Annotated in this window: 14 protein-coding genes; 9 read left to right on the forward strand and 5 right to left on the reverse strand. The window is 72.0% G+C overall.

Annotation, left to right across the window (positions count from 1 at the left end; translation table 11 throughout):
* Positions 1 to 145 precede the first annotated feature (145 nt).
* The 9 genes from cysS to C6361_RS10560 all read left to right on the forward strand — a co-directional run bounded on the left by cysS (position 146) and on the right by C6361_RS10560 (position 11165).
* Positions 146 to 1567 carry a cysteine--tRNA ligase gene (cysS, locus tag C6361_RS10520; protein ID WP_107257446.1) on the forward strand — a complete coding sequence of 474 codons (1422 nt, stop codon included), beginning with the start codon at positions 146 to 148 and terminating at the stop codon, positions 1565 to 1567.
* Positions 1567 to 2721, forward strand: coding sequence for a 23S rRNA (guanosine(2251)-2'-O)-methyltransferase RlmB (gene rlmB / locus C6361_RS10525; RefSeq protein ID WP_107257447.1), 1155 nt, complete (start codon positions 1567 to 1569; stop codon positions 2719 to 2721). The genes cysS and rlmB overlap by 1 nt, the downstream gene beginning before the upstream one ends.
* 171 nt (positions 2722 to 2892) lie before the next feature.
* Positions 2893 to 5631, forward strand: coding sequence for an Hsp70 family protein (locus tag C6361_RS10530; protein ID WP_107267616.1), 2739 nt, complete (start codon positions 2893 to 2895; stop codon positions 5629 to 5631).
* A 62-nt stretch (positions 5632 to 5693) separates the two neighbouring features.
* Positions 5694 to 6764 (forward strand): pentapeptide repeat-containing protein, encoded by a 1071-nt coding sequence (locus C6361_RS10535; RefSeq protein WP_107267617.1) that lies wholly within the window; start codon positions 5694 to 5696, stop codon positions 6762 to 6764.
* Positions 6765 to 6998: 234 nt separating this feature from the next.
* On the forward strand, positions 6999 to 8429 hold the full coding sequence (locus C6361_RS36950) for an ATP-binding protein (RefSeq protein WP_159079278.1): 1431 nt from the start codon (positions 6999 to 7001) through the stop codon (positions 8427 to 8429).
* 29 nt (positions 8430 to 8458) lie between these two features.
* Positions 8459 to 8881: a roadblock/LC7 domain-containing protein gene (locus C6361_RS10545; protein WP_107257450.1), complete on the forward strand. Its 423-nt coding sequence runs from the start codon at positions 8459 to 8461 to the stop codon at positions 8879 to 8881.
* A 22-nt stretch (positions 8882 to 8903) separates the two neighbouring features.
* Positions 8904 to 9275 carry a DUF742 domain-containing protein gene (locus C6361_RS10550; protein WP_107257451.1) on the forward strand — a complete coding sequence of 124 codons (372 nt, stop codon included), beginning with the start codon at positions 8904 to 8906 and terminating at the stop codon, positions 9273 to 9275.
* The gene (locus C6361_RS10555; protein ID WP_107267618.1) at positions 9256 to 9894 is read left to right on the forward strand and encodes an ATP/GTP-binding protein; all 639 of its coding nucleotides are present in this window, start codon (positions 9256 to 9258) and stop codon (positions 9892 to 9894) included. Before C6361_RS10550 ends, C6361_RS10555 begins: the two co-directional genes overlap by 20 nt.
* The gene (locus C6361_RS10560; protein ID WP_199853319.1) at positions 9891 to 11165 is read left to right on the forward strand and encodes a cytochrome P450; all 1275 of its coding nucleotides are present in this window, start codon (positions 9891 to 9893) and stop codon (positions 11163 to 11165) included. Before C6361_RS10555 ends, C6361_RS10560 begins: the two co-directional genes overlap by 4 nt.
* Before the next feature lie 27 nt (positions 11166 to 11192).
* Here C6361_RS10560 and C6361_RS10565 read toward each other — a convergent pair whose 3' ends face one another.
* From C6361_RS10565 to C6361_RS10585, 5 genes are read right to left on the reverse strand one after another with little or no spacing between them, the layout of a single operon-like run.
* The gene (locus tag C6361_RS10565) at positions 11193 to 11852 is read right to left on the reverse strand and encodes a hypothetical protein (RefSeq protein WP_234359437.1); all 660 of its coding nucleotides are present in this window, start codon (positions 11850 to 11852) and stop codon (positions 11193 to 11195) included.
* Between the two features lie 59 nt (positions 11853 to 11911).
* The gene (locus tag C6361_RS10570; protein WP_107257454.1) at positions 11912 to 12814 is read right to left on the reverse strand and encodes a carbohydrate ABC transporter permease; all 903 of its coding nucleotides are present in this window, start codon (positions 12812 to 12814) and stop codon (positions 11912 to 11914) included.
* A complete protein-coding gene (locus tag C6361_RS10575) occupies positions 12814 to 13797 on the reverse strand; it encodes a carbohydrate ABC transporter permease (protein WP_107257455.1) in 984 nt (327 codons plus the stop codon). Before C6361_RS10575 ends, C6361_RS10570 begins: the two co-directional genes overlap by 1 nt.
* A gap of 31 nt (positions 13798 to 13828) precedes the next feature.
* Positions 13829 to 15172 (reverse strand): ABC transporter substrate-binding protein, encoded by a 1344-nt coding sequence (locus tag C6361_RS10580; RefSeq protein ID WP_107257456.1) that lies wholly within the window; start codon positions 15170 to 15172, stop codon positions 13829 to 13831.
* 19 nt (positions 15173 to 15191) lie between these two features.
* The gene (locus C6361_RS10585) at positions 15192 to 16355 is read right to left on the reverse strand and encodes a LacI family DNA-binding transcriptional regulator (RefSeq protein WP_107267619.1); all 1164 of its coding nucleotides are present in this window, start codon (positions 16353 to 16355) and stop codon (positions 15192 to 15194) included.
* Positions 16356 to 16368 lie beyond the last annotated feature (13 nt).

A 16368-nucleotide genomic window follows, 5' to 3' on the forward strand; every position in this document is an offset into this window, starting at 1 on the left:
GCACCGGCCGGTACGGCACCGGGCACAACCCGCACCGGCGGCGGGCACGTTGGCGGCGGCACGTGTGGCGGCGGGTTGGGCGGTGCCGCTCTCGGCGGTGGTCGCGGGGTGAGCCGCGGCAGGCATCGGTCGGTACCCTTGTACGGTGACGCTACGCCTCTATGACACCGCCACCCGATCGGTGCGGGACTTCGTCCCCAAGCACGCCGGCAAGGTGGGGGTCTACCTGTGTGGCCTCACCGTCCAGTCTCCGCCGCACATCGGCCACCTCCGGGGCGGCGTCAACTACGACGTGCTGCGGCGCTGGCTGCTGCGCAGCGGCTTCCAGGTGGACTTCATCCGCAACGTCACCGACGTCGACGACAAGATCCTGACCAAGGCGGTCGAGCAGGGCCGCCCGTTCTGGTCGATCGCGTACGCCAACGAGGTGCTGCTCGGCGCCGCCTACCGCAGCCTCAACGTGCTCCCGCCGACGTACGAGCCGAGGGCGACCGGGCACATCCCGGAGATGCACGAGCTGATCAAGAAGTTGCTCGCCGACGGGCACGCCTACGTCGCCGACGACGGTTCCGGAGACGTCTACTTCGACGTCCGGTCGTACCCGGAATACGGCGACCTGTCCGGTCAGCGCCCCGACGCCACCCAGACGCAGATCGCCGAGGAGGTCGTCGAACGGGGCAAGCGGGACGCCAACGACTTCGCGCTCTGGAAGGGTGCCAAGCCGGAGGAGCCGGCGGACGCGGCCTGGCCGTCGCCGTGGGGGCCCGGCCGGCCCGGCTGGCACATCGAGTGCTCGGCGATGTGCTGGCGCTATCTCGGCGCCGAGTTCGACATCCACGGCGGCGGGCTCGACCTGACCTTCCCGCACCACGAGAACGAGCAGGCCCAGTCCCGCGCCGCCGGCCTGCCCTTCGTCCGGTACTGGGTGCACCACGGCCTGCTCAACCTCGGCGAGGCCAAGATGAGCAAGTCGCTGGGGAACGTGGTCGACCTCGACCACGTCGCCTCGATCGGGATCCGCCCGGTGGAGCTGCGCTACTACCTGGTCGCCCCGCACTACCGGTCCCGGATCGACTACTCGGACGAGTCGCTGCGCGAGTCCGCCGTGGCGTACCGCCGGGTGGAAGGCTTCGTGCGGCGGGCCGTGGAACGGGTCGGCGCGGGGGCGCTCGGTGAGCTGCCGGCCGGATTCGGCGCCGCCCTGGACGACGACCTCAACACCTCGGCCGCGGTCGCGGTGCTGCACGACACGGTCCGGGACGGCCAGATCGCGCTGGCCGGCGGGGACGACGCCGGGACCAGGGCCGCGCTCGCCGTGGTCCGTGCCATGCTCGACGTGCTCGGTCTCGACCCCCTCGACGCGGCCTGGCGCAGCGAGGGGCAGGATGGGCAACTGCGGTCCGTGGTCGACGCGCTGGTGGCGCTGGCCCTGGAGCAGCGGGCACAGGCCCGCAGCCGCCGGGACTGGGCCGCCGCCGATTCGGTACGGGACCAGCTCAAGCACGCGGGCGTGGTGGTCGAAGACACCCCGCACGGACCGCGTTGGACGATCGGAGAACAGGACTGATGCCCGGAAATTCGCCACGCAGAGGGCGTCGGGTCAGCGCCAAGAAGGGCGCCACCACGGGCTCCGGAGGCAAGAACCGGGATGCGCTCAAGGGCCGGGGCAAGACGCTGCCCGCCGACGAGCGGCCCTGGCACAAGGCTTACTCCGGCACCGAGCAGTTGCCGCAGCGCACCGCCTGGAAGCAGGCGAAGGAGCGCCGGGCCGCCGCCGAGGAGGGCCGGGCGCCGAAGATCGGCGTACCGGGGAGCAAGGACACCACCTGGGGTGCCGGCGGCGCCGGTACGAAGAAGGGCGGCCGCAAGTCGGTCAGCGCCGGTCGGGGTGCGGCCACCGCCGGGCGTACCGGTGGCAAGCCGGCCCCGCGCCCGGGTCCCCGGGTCGCGCCGGGCCGCCGCTCCGCTCCCGGCCGGGAGGCGGCCGAGCTGCTGGTCGGCCGGAACCCGGTGGTGGAGGCGCTCCGGTCGCAGGTGCCGGCCACCGCGCTCTACGTCGCGCAGGGCATCGACATCGACGACCGGGTCAACGAGGCGGTCCGGACCGCCGCCGACCGGGGCATCGCGATCCTGGAGGTCAGCCGCAACGAGCTGGACCGGATGACCGGCGGGGTGCTGCACCAGGGGATCGGCGTGCAGGTGCCGCCCTTCGCCTACCAGCCCTACGAGGACATGCTCGCGGTGGCGCTCGAGCAGCCCTCCCCGCTGCTGGTCGCGCTCGACGGCATCACCGACCCGCGCAATCTCGGCGCGGTGATCCGTTCGGCGGCCGCCTTCGGCGCGCAGGGTGTCTTCGTACCCGAGCGGCGGGCCGCCGGGATCACCGCGACCGCCTGGCGGACCAGTGCCGGCGCGGCGGCCCGGGTACCGGTCAGCCAGGTCACCAACCTGACCCGGGCGCTCAAGCTCGCCCAGCAGGAGGGGTTCATGGTGGTCGGGCTGGACGCCGACGGCGAGACCGACCTCTACGACCTGGAGGTGGCGGTCGGCCCGCTGGTGGTGGTGGTCGGCTCCGAGGGGCGCGGCCTGTCCCGGCTGGTCGGCGCCACCTGTGACCTGCGGGTCAGCATCCCGATGGTCTCCGAGGTCGAGTCGCTCAACGCCAGCGTCGCCGCGGCGGTCGCCCTCGCCGAGGTCTCCCGGCGCCGCCTCGCCGCCTGACGCTCCGCGTCCCGCCCGGCTCCCCGCGCAGAGTGGCTTCCGTGCGGACCGGGACCGCACGTGCCCGGAAAGAGCGTGATCATCACGCGCGGGGTCGGGCGGGCCGGGGGTGGGGGCCGGGACGTAGCATGCGGGGCCGGGTAATCCCTCGCCCTGCGGAGGAGTCGGGTAATGGCGGGTCAGGACGGAGGGTACGGGCTCGGGGTCGACCTCGGGACCTCGCACACCGTCGCGGTGCTGCGCTGGCCGGACGGCCGGACCAGGCCGCTGCTCTTCGACGGGCAGCCGATCCTGCCGTCCGGCGTCTTCCTCGACGACGCCGGACGGTCACACGTCGGGCGGGACGCCCAGCGACTTGCCCAGGCCGACCCGGCCCGCTACGAGCCGAACCCGAAGCGACGGATCGACGAAGCCGCCGTACTCCTCGGTGACCGCGAGATCGCCACCGTCGACCTGCTGGCCGGCGTACTCGGTGCGGTGGCCGGGGCGGCGGTGGAGGCGGTCGGGTTCCTGCCGCCGGCCGTACTCAGCTATCCGGCCAGTTGGGGAGCCCGCCGCCGGGACACCCTGGCCGCCGCCGTCGCCCGGGCCGGCTGGCCGCCGGTGACGGCCGACACCGACGGGTCGCCCCGGCCGCCCGGCGGCACGCTGCTGGTGCCCGAGCCGGTCGCCGCCGCCCGCTACTTCGCCGACGTGTTGCGCCGGCCGGTGCCGGTCCGGTCCGCGCTGGCGGTCTTCGACTTCGGCGGCGGCACCCTGGACATCGCGGTGGTCCGCAACGAGGGGACCGACGGGAACGGCCGGGCCCGGTTCGTGGTGGTCGGCTCGGGCGGCGTCGCCGACCTCGGCGGGCTCGACCTCGACGCGGCACTGGTCGAGCACCTGGGCGGGGTGATCCGGGCCGCGCACGGGCCGATCTGGGAGCAACTGTGCCGACCGGCCACGGCCAGCCAGTGGCGCGCCCGCCGGCAGTTCTGGGACGACGTACGCGGGGCCAAGGAGATGTTGTCCCGGGCCACGACCGCGCCGGTACCGGTGCCCGGCGTCGAACAGGCGCTGCACCTGACCCGGGACGAGTTGGAGAGCGTGGTCACCCCGCTGCTGCGCAGGGGTGTCTTCGAGGCCGCGTCGGTGATCGCCGGCTGCCGGCTCGGCGACGACCAGCTCGCCGGGCTGTTCCTGGTCGGCGGCTCCTCCCGGGTGCCGCTGGTGGCCCGGATGCTGCACGCCGAACTCGGCATCGCGCCGACCGTGCTCGAACAGCCGGAGTTGCCGGTCGCGGAGGGGGCGCTCGCCGAACTCCCGGGCACGACGGCACCGGCGGCGGCCCGGGGCAGCGCCGGGGTGCCGGGACAGATCCCGGGGCAGATTCGGGGGTACGAGGTCGGGGCGGCGATGGTCTCCGCCCCGCCGGCGGTCGGCGGCTATTCCGGGCAGCCGGGTCAGCCGCCCGCGCCGGGCGGGCCGGGCGTGCCGGGTCAGCCGGTGCCGCCGAGCCAGCCGCTCGTGCCGGGTCAGCCGGTTGGGCCGGGTCAGCCGGCCGGCCTGGTACGCCGCCGGGCGGTCTGGATCGGCGTGGGTGCGCTGGTGGCGTTGGTCGGGGTGGTCGTCGCGACGCTGCTCTACCTGACCCGCGATCCCTATCCCGGCCTCGACTTCGCCTCGTTCCGGGAGGTCGACCGGATCGCCACCCGCGAGGAGAACCCGTCCGCGCTCTTCACCGCCACCGCCGGCGAGCGGGCGTACGCCGGCTACCAGCGGACCGACCGGCGGCTGGACATCGCGGTGCTGGCCGCCGAGTCGGCGAAGGTCGAACGGTGGATCACCACGGAGGTCGGCGCCGAGCGGTGGGACTGGATCAAGGCGCTGCCGGACGTACTGCTGGTCAAGGCGAAGGTCATCGGCAGCGGTACCCCGGGTGACATGATCGCCTTCGACCCGGCGAACGGCGCGAAGCTGTGGAGCCGGCAGGTCAACGGCGACGACGGGATCTTCCTCTTCGACGAGTACGTCGTGGTGCTGGACGAGACCGCCGACACGCTGGTCGGGGTCGACGCGCGCAGCGGCCGGGTATGGACCCTGCCGAACCCGAAGGGCGAGTACGACAGCGACTCCGTCGTCTACCCGGTGCGGACGGCCCGGCAGCTCGGCGGTGCCGACGAACCGACCGTGGAGGCGACACCGCCGAATCCGGGTGACGAGCCGCGACTCGTGCAGATCGGCGCGGACGACTCGATCCGGGTGGTCGACGTGACGAACGGCAGGGTGCTGAAGTCCCGGGCCGCCGCCGCCGACACCGACGACAAGGTACTGGCGTACGAGGGGCAGCTCTTCGTCGCCCCGTCGACCGGCGGCTACGCGCTGGCCCGGTACGACCTGGCGTCGCTCGGCGCGCCGACCACCATCTACAACGCGGTGGACAAGAGCCGCCGGCCGACCGCCCTGGAGCCCTGCGGTGAACAGCAGGTCTGCCTGCTGGAAACCGCCGGGTCGAGCGGCGAGAGCACCGAGCTGGTGGCGGTCCGGACCGACCAGGGCGGCAACCAGCAGGCCGCCTGGCGGAGGAAGGTGCCGCAGGCGCAGGGGCTGCTGCCGATCGGCGAGCGTGTCCTGGTCCGGCTCGATTCCAGCGACCCGGTGGCGAAACTCTTCTCCGCCGAGGGGGACGAGAAGCTGAGCCGGGACGGGTTCGCCGTCCGGGTCGACGGCGGCAACCTGCTGGTCTTCGCCGAGGCGCCGGCACCGTACAACCAGGACGCCAGCGTCGCCGGGGTGGTCGCCGAATCCGGCGAGCTGACCGAACTCGGCCAGCTCAAGCAGGTGGTCCCCGCCTCCTGTTCCTGGAACAGCTCGGTCATCGTCTGCGGCGCCCGCTCCGAGTTCGTGGTGGCCCGTTTCGTCGCCGGATAGCACGGCACCCCGCCCGAGGTCGCCGGCTGGCCCGGGCCGGTCGTCGGCGGCAAACTACGTTCATGAATATCCAGCCGATCCGGCGGTCGGTCCTGCTTCTCGGGGTACCCGCGCTGGTGCTCAGCGCGGTGGCGACGCTGCTGGCCGGTGCGGCGCTGCGTGCGGCCGGCCGCGACCCCGGGCCGGACCCCGTCGTCCGGTTCACCGCCGCGGTCAAGCTGCTCGCCGACCCGTCCGAGGTGGTACGCGCGGGCGGCGTACACGCCTTGGAGGGGCTGCTCCGGGAGGCGCCGATCGAGCAGCCGACCGTCACCTCGGTGCTCGCCACCTTCGTACGTCGACAGTCGCAGGCGGACGTGGCCGGTGCGGTGGACGGCTCCGCCGGGCGGCCGGCGGGTGCCGGGCGGCGGCCCGGGGTGGACGTGCAAGCGGCGTTGACGGTGATCGGCCGGCGGGACGTCCGCTGGGACCGCCCCGGTGACCGGGTGGACCTGACCGGGGCGGTGCTGACCGGGGTGTCGCTGGTACGGGCGCGGCTGACCGGGGCGTTGCTGACCGGTGCCCGGCTCGACGGGGCCGACCTGACCGGCGCCCGACTCGACCGGGTCGACCTCGACGACGCCGACCTGCGCGGTGCCGTACTCGATCGGGCGAGCCTGCGGGAGGCCCGGCTGCACGGCGCGGACCTGACCGAGGCGCGGATCAACATGGCGATGCTCGACCGGGCGACGCTGGCCGGTGCCGTGCTGGTCCGGGCGGCGCTGGACGGGACCGGGTTGACCGGTGCGGTACTCGTCGGTGCGGACCTGCGCGGCGCCCGGCTCGACGCCACGAACCTGACCGCCGCCGACCTGACCGGGGCGAACCTCAGCGACGCGTACCTCGGCTCGGTGACCGCGCCCGGAGCGGAGCTGGTCCGGACCCGGCTGGTCGGGGCCAACCTGGTCGACATCGACCTGACCGACGCCCGGCTGACCGGGGCGAACCTCAACCGTGCGCTGATGCACGGGGCCACGATGATCGCCACCGAGGTCACCGCCGAGCAGATCAGTTGTGCGGTGCTGAGCGACCGGACCCGGCTGCCGGCCGCGATGACCACCCCCGGGTCCCCGGCTCCGACCTGCGCCGACTGATCCCGGGCGGGCGACCGCCGTCCGGTGTGGCGCCGGCCACCGTACGGTCGGTGTTCCCGGGCAGCGAGATCTGTCCACTCAGGGGGGCGATCATCCCGTTCTGATCGGGTACGATCCTCATCCACCACGTGCCTGAACTGCGGTTTGGGGCTCCGTCCTGCCCGGATCTTCCGCTCGAAGGTGAACATGACACCTCTTGAATCGTCGGGTCGTCCCTCGCCCGGGGGCCGCTCGGTGTGGCTGGCAACCTTTTTCTTCACCGTCCTGGCTGGTGCGGCGGCCGTTGGCGCCGCCGTGCTCGACACCGACCGGCAGCGGTGGGCGGCCACCGGGCTGGCGGCGGCCGCCGCCGGGCTGACCCTGGTGCTGCTGGCGGTGCTCCGGCGCCGGCAGCGGGCCGCCCGGGCCGCGCTCGACGCGCGTGAGCGGGAGTTCGAGCGTCAGGTGCGCAGCCACCAGCACCAGTTGGTGGAGCGTGAGACGCAGTGGCGGGAGCGGGACGAGGCCCGATCGGCGGCGGTGGAGCGCGCCCTCGAACACCTGCTCCGGGTCCGGCTCCCGGCGGTGCTGGCCGGGTCGCCGGTGCCGTCCACCCCGCGCGACCCGCTGCTGGACGACCGGACGGCCGGCCTGGTCGACGGCATCCTCGCCGAGGCGACCAGCGCGTTGAAGCGGTCGGACGAGCGTGAGGAGTCGTTGCGGCTCGCGGTGGTGGCGCTCTCCCGACGGGTACAGACGGCGGCGCACTCCATCCAGGAGCAGGTCTCACTGATGGCCGAGCGGCACCAGCACGATCCGGACGTGGTGGAGTCCAGCATGCGGGTGGACCACGCCGCCGCGCAGCAGGCCCGGCACGCGCAGAGTCTCGCCGTGCTCTGTGGAGAGTGGCCGGGGCAGCAGTGGCAGGAGCCACTGGCCATGGTGGACGTGGTGCGGGCGGCCTCGGCCCGGATCCTGGCGTACCAGCGGGTCGAGGTCTCCGGTGACCAGGACGTGGCGGTCGCCGCCGAGGTGGTGGAGCCGGTCATCCACCTGGTGGCGGAGTTGCTGGCCAACGCCACCCAGTCGTCGCCGCCGGCCACCAGCGTGCCGGTGACGGTGCGGCGGGTGCAGCGCGGTGCGGTGATCGAGATCGACGACGGTGGCATCGGGATGGACGACCACCGGCTGGAGCAGGCCCGGGAGACGGTTTCCGGGCGGCGTGCGGTCGGGCTGGGCGAGCTGGGTGAGATTCCGCAGACCGGGCTCGCCGTCGTCGGCCACTACGTACGCCGGCACGGGTTCCGGGCGGATCTGAGCGAGTCGCCGTACGGTGGGCTGCGGGCCGTGGTGCTGATCCCGTCGAAGGTCGTGGAGACGGTGGACCCGCCGGAGGCGGTCGTGATGCGCCCGCCCGTCGCGGTCGCGGCGCCGGCCGTGGCACCGGAACCGGCAGCGGAGCCGGGGCCGAGGCCGGTCGAGGCGGAGCCCGTCGACCCGGCGTCCGGTGTGACGCTGCCGCGTCGGCGGTCGCGTCGGGGCGAGGCGGTGTCGGCCGCCCCGGAGGCGGCGGAGCCGGTGGTGTCGGCTTCGGAGCCGACGCCGGAGCAGGCCGGTTCCTGGATGGGCGCCTTTCTCTCCGGCGGCCAGACCGGGACCGGGCCTGGTCCGGAGGGCTCCCACTGACCGCCGACTACCACGGAGGATGACGAACGATGAGCGCGCAGCAAGACCAGAGCTGGATGCTGGCCGAGGTGGTCTCGGTGCCGTACGTCCGGCACGCGGTGGTGCTCTCCGCCGACGGTCTGGCGATGGTCCGGTCCGAGCACACCGAGCAGGACGTCGCCGACCGGCTCGCCGCGGCCTGCTCCGGGTTGCAGTCGCTGGGTCGGAGCGTGGGTCGGGAGTTCGGGTCGGGCGGGCGGTCCCTTCGTTCTCTGCTGATCGAGTTCGACGGCGGTTACCTCTTCGTCCGGCGGGCCGGTGACGGCTCGCACCTGGCTGTGGTGACCGAACCGGCTGTCGACCCGGCACTCATCGCCCACCAGATGCAGGCCCAGGTCAACAAGATCGGTGAACGCAACCTCGCCACCACGGCCCGGCACGGCGTCGGAGCGGTACCGGGGGCCGGAACATGACTGATCGGACCGGGGAGCCTGGATGATCTCTCCTGACGACCGGAGCCGCGGATACCGCGACTCGGCGCTGCGGCCGTACGTGCTCACCAAGGGCCGGGCCCGCCCGTCGCGCAACACGATCAGCGTGGACACCCTGCTGATCGCGACGGATCCGGCGCCGTCGCTACCGCTCTCGGCCGGTCGTCAGGAGCGCGCCCTGCTGGCGATGTGCCGGGGGCTGCTCTCGCTCGTCGAGGTCGCCGCCCGGCTGGAGTTGCCGGTGAGCGTCGTACGCGTGCTCGCGAGCGACCTGGTCGACTCCGGCCACCTGACCGCACGGGCCGGCAGCCCGGATACCGCCCAACCCTCCCGGGAACTACTGCAAGAGGTGCTGAATGGACTCCGTGCCCTCTGACGGGTACCTGCCGGGCAGCGTGACCAAGTCGGTGAAGATCCTCGTGGTCGGCAGCTTCGGAGTCGGCAAGACCACGCTGATCGGCTCGGTCAGCGAGATCACCCCGCTCCGGACCGAGGAGACCCTGACCCAGGTCAGCGAGGGGGTGGACGACCTCACCGGCCTGGAGGGCAAGCGCACCACGACGGTGGCGATGGACTTCGGGCGGATCACGCTCAACGAGACCCTGGCCCTGTACCTCTTCGGTACGCCCGGACAGCGGCGCTTCTGGGACCTGTGGGAGGGGCTCGCCTCCGGTGCGGCCGGCGTGTTGGTGCTGGTCGACACCCGCCCCGGGCGGCTGGAGGCCAGCTTCGAGGTGTTCGACCAGTTGGAGATCGGCACCCAGATGCCGTTCGTCGTGGCGGTCAACCACTTCCCGGACACGGTCCGGCACGGCGCCGAGGAACTGCGTACCGCGTTGGATCTGCTGCCGGAGACCCCGATCGTGGACTGCGACGCCCGGGACCGGGCCTCGGTGCTGAACGCGTTGACGACTCTCGTCGAGTACGCCGTCGATCTTGCCGGCGGCTCGACTCCGGCCCGGAACACTCCGGCTCCCCAGAAGGTGATCTCGTGACAGCCGCGATCTTCCGCCGGGAGCCGGGCGCTCCCACCTCCCTCGACGACATGACCGGGTTGACGCCGCTCATCTCCACGACGAAGTGTCCGGAGCCGCGGCACGTCTTCCAGAAGCTGCGGGAGGAGTACGGCCCGGTCGCGCCGGTCGAACTCGAACCGGGGATCAACGGCTGGCTGGTCCTGGGCTACCAGGAGATCCTGACGGTCGCCCGGCAGGAGCAGGCGTTCTCCGCCGACCCGGCCAACTGGTCGGTGTACCAGGAGAACAGGCTGGCGCCGGACTCGCAGGTCCGGGCGATGATGTCACCGTACGACAACGCCTTCTTCACCGACGGCGAGCGGCACCGGCGGCTGCGCGCCCCGATCGACGGTGGGCTCGGCAGGATCGACCAGCGGCAGATGCGACGTGCCGTGGCCGCCCTCTGCACCGAGGTGATCGGCGACTTCGCCGGCCGGGGCGAGGCGGACCTGGTCGCGGACTACGCCGCGGTCATCCCGGTGCTCGCCATGGCCGACGTCTTCGGCATGGACGCCGCCCAGGGGCGCGCCCTCTATCGGGGGTTGCTGGAGCTGTATTCCTGGCAGGGTGACGCGGCGGCCGCCCGGGAGCGGGTCGTGGGGCTGATCGCCGAGGCGGTCGCGGCGCGCCGGGCGGCGCCGACGAAGGACCTGACCAGTTTCCTCGCCGGCCATCCGAACCTGCGCAGTGACGCGGAGATCTACGACACGGTCCTGCTGCTGATCGTGGGGGCGAACGAGAACGCCATCAACTGGATCAGCCAGACGCTCCGGCTGATGCTCACCGACGAGCGGTTCGGCGGGCGCCTCCGGGGCGGCCGGCTCGGCGTGGACGACGCGCTGGACGAGGTGCTGTGGCGGGATCCGCCCTTCACGAACGTGGCGGCCCGGTACGCGCTGAAGGACACCGAGCTGGCCGGGCAGCCGATCCGGCGCGGCGACGCGCTGATCCTCGGGCTGGCCGCCGCCAACGCCGATCCCCGGATCCACACCGGCGGCGAGACGTTCAGCGAGGTCGGCAACCGGGCGCATCTCTCCTGGGGTGCCGGTCCGCACTCCTGCCCGGCTCGGCTTCCGGCCCGGCTGATCGTCCGTACCGCCGTCGAGACCGCCCTGCACCGGCTGCCGGGGGTCCGGTTGGCGATTCCGGCGGAGGAGGTGGCGCCGGTCGACTCGGCGTGGACCCGTGGTCCGGCGTCGCTGCCGGTACGCTTCACGCCCGTCCAGCAGCTCGACGCCGCGCAGTCCTGACCCGTTCCCGGCCGGGGTCGGCGGGGGTCAACCGGTGGCGGTTCCCCGGCTGAGTCGGCGGGTGGTGGCGTGCAGGCCGAAGAGGGTGTAGCCGACCAGGATCGGGGTCAGCGGGGGCAGGATCAGCACGCAGAGCAGGGTCGCCAGCGCGACCGTGCCGGCGGTGCCGAGCAGGGTCACCGGGCGGTCCCGTACGGTCCGGGACGCCTCCCGGAGCGCGTCCCGCCAGCCCTGGCCGCCCCGCTGGCCGAGGCGTACCACGGTCAGTCCGGCGAAGCCGCCGGCCGCCGCCGCCAGTGCGGCGGTGACCGCGACCAGCACCGGGCCGCCCGGTACGACACCCCGGGTCAGCGCGAGCAGGTTCACCGCGAGCAGGACGGCGGCGATCCCGGCGAGCAGGCTGGGCAGGATTCCGGGGAGTACGGCCCGGCGGAAGTCGCGCAGCACCGGGCGTACCCCCGGCCAGCTCCCGGTCTCGATGGAGGAGTGCAGCGCGGCGCTGCCGGTGGCGACCGCGGCGCCCGCGGTGACCACCGGCAGCGAGGCGATGGTGACGACGATGCCGAGCAGCGCCAGGTCGCTGGCGGTACGCAGGGTTTCCCGCCAGTCCGGTCGGGGTGCCGCCGACAGCGGCTCCTCCGGCCAGGCCGGTCCCTTCTCCGGCGCCCGACGCGGGCTCTCAGCCATCGTCGTCACCTGCGCCCGCATGCGCTACCACCACACCACTCCACCCGTGCCCTCCCGGTTCATCCTTTCAGCCCGCTGGTGTTGATGCCCTCGACCAGCATCCGCTGGAAGGCGATGAAGAAGAGGAAGACCGGCAGCAGCGAGAGCAGCGACATCGCGAACATCGGGCCGACCGCGCTCTGGCTGGTCGAGTCGATGAAGAGGGTCAGCGCCACCGGCACGGTGTAGTCCTCTAGGTCGGAGAGGTAGACCAGTTGCCGGAAGAAGTCGTTCCAGGTCCAGATGAACGAGAAGATCGCCGTGGTGACCAGCGCGGGGCGGCTCAGCGGCAGGATCACGTGCCGGAAGATACCGTACGAGCTGGCCCCGTCGATTTTGGCCGCCTCGTCCAGTTCGCGCGGAATGCCCCGCATGAACTGCACCATCAGGAAGACGAAGAACGCCTCGGTGGCGAGGAACTGCGGCAGCACCAGCGGCAGGTACGGCCAGGCGGCGCCGACCATCCCGGTCTTCTGGAACAGGATGTACTGCGGCACGATCAGCACGTGCCCGGGGAGCAGCAGTGTCCCGATCATGACGGCGAACCAGAGCCCGCGCAGCCGGAACCGCAGCCGCGCGAAGGCGTAGGCGGCGAGCAGGCAGGAGATGCCGTTGCCGACAACGGTGAGCAGGCTGACCACCGCGCTGTTGAAGAAGAACCGGCCGAAGTTGACGTCGAAGTTGGTCCAGCCGTCGGTGAAGTTGCCCGGGGTGAACTCGCGGGGGAGCAGCCCGATGTTGCTGACGATCTCCTCCTGCGACTTGAACGAGGTGCCGATCATCCAGAAGAGCGGATAGAGCACCACCGCGAGGATTGCGATCAGGATCAGCAGCCGGACGGCCTGCCGGCCGGCGCCGCCCGGGCGACGGCGGGCGGTCGCCCGGCCGCCGGGGCGGGGCAGGGTCGGAGTCTGGGCGACCATCAGTTTCCGTCTCCGTCCGAGTAGTGCACCCAGAACCGGCCGGTGCTGAAGAAGACCACGGTGATCAGGGCGATCGCGACCAGGAAGACCCAGGCCATCGCGGAGGCGTAGCCCATCTCCAACTCGGTGAAGCCGGTGATGTAGAGGTTCAGCGTGTACATCAGGGTGGAGTCGACCGGTCCGCCGGTGCCGTTGCTGAGCACGAACGCCGCGGTGAAGCCCTGGAACCCGTTGATCGTCTCCAGTACCAGGTTGAAGAAGATCACCGGGGAGAGCATCGGCAGGGTGATGTTGACGAACTGCCGGAGCTTGTTGGCGCCGTCGACCGCCGCCGCCTCGTACAGCTCGGTCGGCACCTGCTTCAGCCCGGCCAGGAAGATCACCATCGGCGCGCCGAACTGCCAGATGGCGAGCACCATCAGGGTCTCCAGGGACCACTCCGGGTCGTTGACCCAGGGCTTGCCCTCGATCCCGAAGAGGCTGAGGAACGAGTTGAACGCGCCGTCCCGGTTGAACATGCTGACCCAGACGATCGCCAGCGCCACGCTGCCGCCGAGCAGCGACGGCAGATAGAAGAGACCCCGGAACAGCCCGACTCCGCGCCAGGCGCGGTTGAGCAGCAGCGCGACCCCGAGCGCCGCGGCCAGCTTCAGCGGTACGGCGATCAGCCCGAACGAGAGCGTCACCTGCACCGCGTGCCAGTACGACGGGTCGGCGGTGAACATCCGCTCGTAGTTCGCCAGCCCCACCCACTCGACGTCCGACAGGTCGGTCAGGATGTCGTAGTTGGTGAAGCTGAGATAGAGCGACAGCAGCATGGGAATCGCCGTGATGGCCATCAGGCCGATCAGCCAGGGCGACAGGAAGACGTAACCGGCCAGACCCTCGCCGTGCCGGGTCCGTCCGGGCCTCCGCGACTTGGCGGAGGCCCGGACGGTTTCCCTGGCCGGCGGAGTCGGGTTGGGCGCCGTGGTCAACGCCACGAGCCAACTCCTCTCCGAACGTGTGACCGCGCTACGCGATCGCTGCCTTGGCGGCCTCGTAGTAGGCGGCGGCGGCCTGGGCCGGGGTCTGCCGCCCGTACTGGACCTCCTCGGCGAACTTGATCAGCTCGGACCGGACCTTGCTGTGCCCCTTCAGCGGCACCTGCGGGGACGGGCCGAACTTGGCGCCGAGTTCGTTCTCGACCTGGATCGACTGCTTCATCGCCGGGTCGGTCACCGAGTCGCTGACCGCCTTGCGGACGTCCAGGTTGGACGGCAGGCCACGGTCGGTACCCAGGATCTTGCCGGCCTCCGGGTCGTTGGCCAGGAAGTTGATCACGTCGACGGCGACGTCCGGGTGCTTGGTCTTGCCGAAGACCGAGAAGTACATCGAGGCCCGGGCCCACTGCGCGCTCGGGTCACCCGGGTAGGAGACGACGCCCAGCTCGTCCTTGGTGTTCTTCTTCAGCTCCGGCATCTGGTTGGCCCAGACGAACGAGGTACCCGCCTTGCCGGTCACCACGAGCTGCTTGGTGATGTCGGTGGCGTTGCCCTCGTGGATCACGTCCGGGGTCGGGGTGGCCCCCTGGTCGCGGGCGCCCTTCCACAGCTCGAACCACTTGGTCACGTCGTCGGCGGTGAAGCCGAGTTCCTTGCCCTTGTAGAGGTCCTTGCCCTGCTGGCGCAGCCAGACCCAGAACGCCTTGTAGTCGGCGCTCGGGTCCATCGTGCCGGGGATCTTGGTGACCTTGCTGGCGTTCGCCGCCCAGGCGATGAACGCCTCCCAGGTCATCCCGATGGTCGGCTCCGGCAGGCCGTGCTTCTGCAACAGCGACTTGTTGTAGACCAGACCCTGGGTGTTCTCCCCGAACGCGACCCCGGCGAACTTGCCGTCGACCACGCCGTACTCGTAGAGGCTCTTCGGGAACTTGCTGACGTCGAGCTTCCCCTCGTCCTTGTACTTCGTCAGGTCGAGCGTGGTGTTCCGGGACGCGTACTCGGTCAGGTAGTTGTCGTCGATCTGGAAGATGTCCGGGGCGTCGCCGCCGGCGGTCAACGTGGCGAGCTTGTCGAAGTAGCCCTGGTTGGCCTGCCAGGTCTTCTTGAACGTCACGTTGGGGTGCTTGGCGGTGTAGAGCGCCAGGGCCTCCTCGGTGAGCTTGGCGCGCGCCTCCCCACCCCACCAGAAGATCGAGAGTTCGACCTTGGCGTTGGGGTCGGTGCTCGCCTCCTCGCCGCCGCCGCAGGCGGTGGCGCCGAGCACGAGGGGAAGGGCGACCATCGCGGCGGTGATCCGGAGCAGGCCTCGACGGTGCAGGGTACGGCGGCTACGCGCGGCAGGCACGTTTGCCCTCGGGGGTGTGGCGGGGTGCATTTTCGCTCACTCCTTGGCGTTAGGAGGCGACACTTTCGGGGGTGGCCGCGGTCACGTCGCCCGGGACCGGATGGCCGTGCGGGCCCGGGCGAGCAGGAGATGCCGCGCCCGGACGGTCGGCTGCTGCCGCCGTTCCGGGCCGGTCGGCCGAAGCCGCCGGACCGACACCCGTCGAGTCGCGGATGACCAATTCGGTCTGCAGGCTTACCTGTGCGGTGGTGCGACGGTCGTCGGTGGTGCTGGTCCGTCCACCGCCGCGACCGGCGCGAGCGGAGGCGGAACCGTCGTGTTGCAGGAGCATGTCGACGGCCGTCCGGCCGGCGGCCGCGGTTGGCGTGGCCACCGTCGTCAATTTGGGCCGGGTGAGGCGGCTCAGCGCGATGTCGTCGATGCCGACCACGCTGATGTCCCGGGGCACCCGTAGCCCGAGTGAGTCCAGCCCTTCCATCAGGCCGATGGCCATCAGGTCGTTGTAGGCGAGTACGGCGGTGGCGCCGCTGCGGCGTACCTGTTCGGCCATGGCGATGCCGCCGCCCTCGGTGGGCGGGTTGGGGCCGAGCACGGTCAGCGAGGCGTCCGCGGCCCGGGCGGCGGCGGTGGCCGAGCGGCGGATCTCCCGGTTGGTCCAGGAGCCGCGCGGCCCGCCGAGCAGGGCGAGGTCGCGGTGTCCGAGCCCGGTCAGGTGTTCGACGGCGAGCCGGGCGCCCTGGCCGACGTCCATCACCACCGCCGGCAGGCCGGTGACCTGGCGGTTGATCACGACCAGCGGCACCTCGCGGCTGAGCTGCTCGATCAGGCTGTTGCTCATCCGGGGGCTGCACAGCAGCACGCCGTCGACCTGCTTGGCCAGGGCGTGCACCAGGTCCTCCTCGGCCGCCGGGTCCTCGTTGGTGTCGGCGATGAAGATGTGGTAGTCGCGCTGCCGGGCCTGGCTCTCCGCCGCCTTGATCAGCGGCGGGAAGAACGGGTTGGCGATGTCGGCGATGATCAGGCCGATGTTGTGGGTGCGCCCGGTGATCAGGGCCCGGGCGGCCCGGTTGGGCCGGTAGCCGAGGTGTTCGGCGCAGGCCAGCACCCGGTTCCGGGTCTCCGGATTGACCAGGTGTGGGGCCGAGAACGTCCGCGAGACGGTGGAGATGTGCACCCCGGAGGCCCGCGCGACGTCTCGAATGGTGGCTGGCACGCGAGTCCTCTCT

The sequence above is a fragment of the Plantactinospora sp. BC1 genome (assembly GCF_003030345.1).
GTDB lineage: Bacteria > Actinomycetota > Actinomycetes > Mycobacteriales > Micromonosporaceae > Plantactinospora.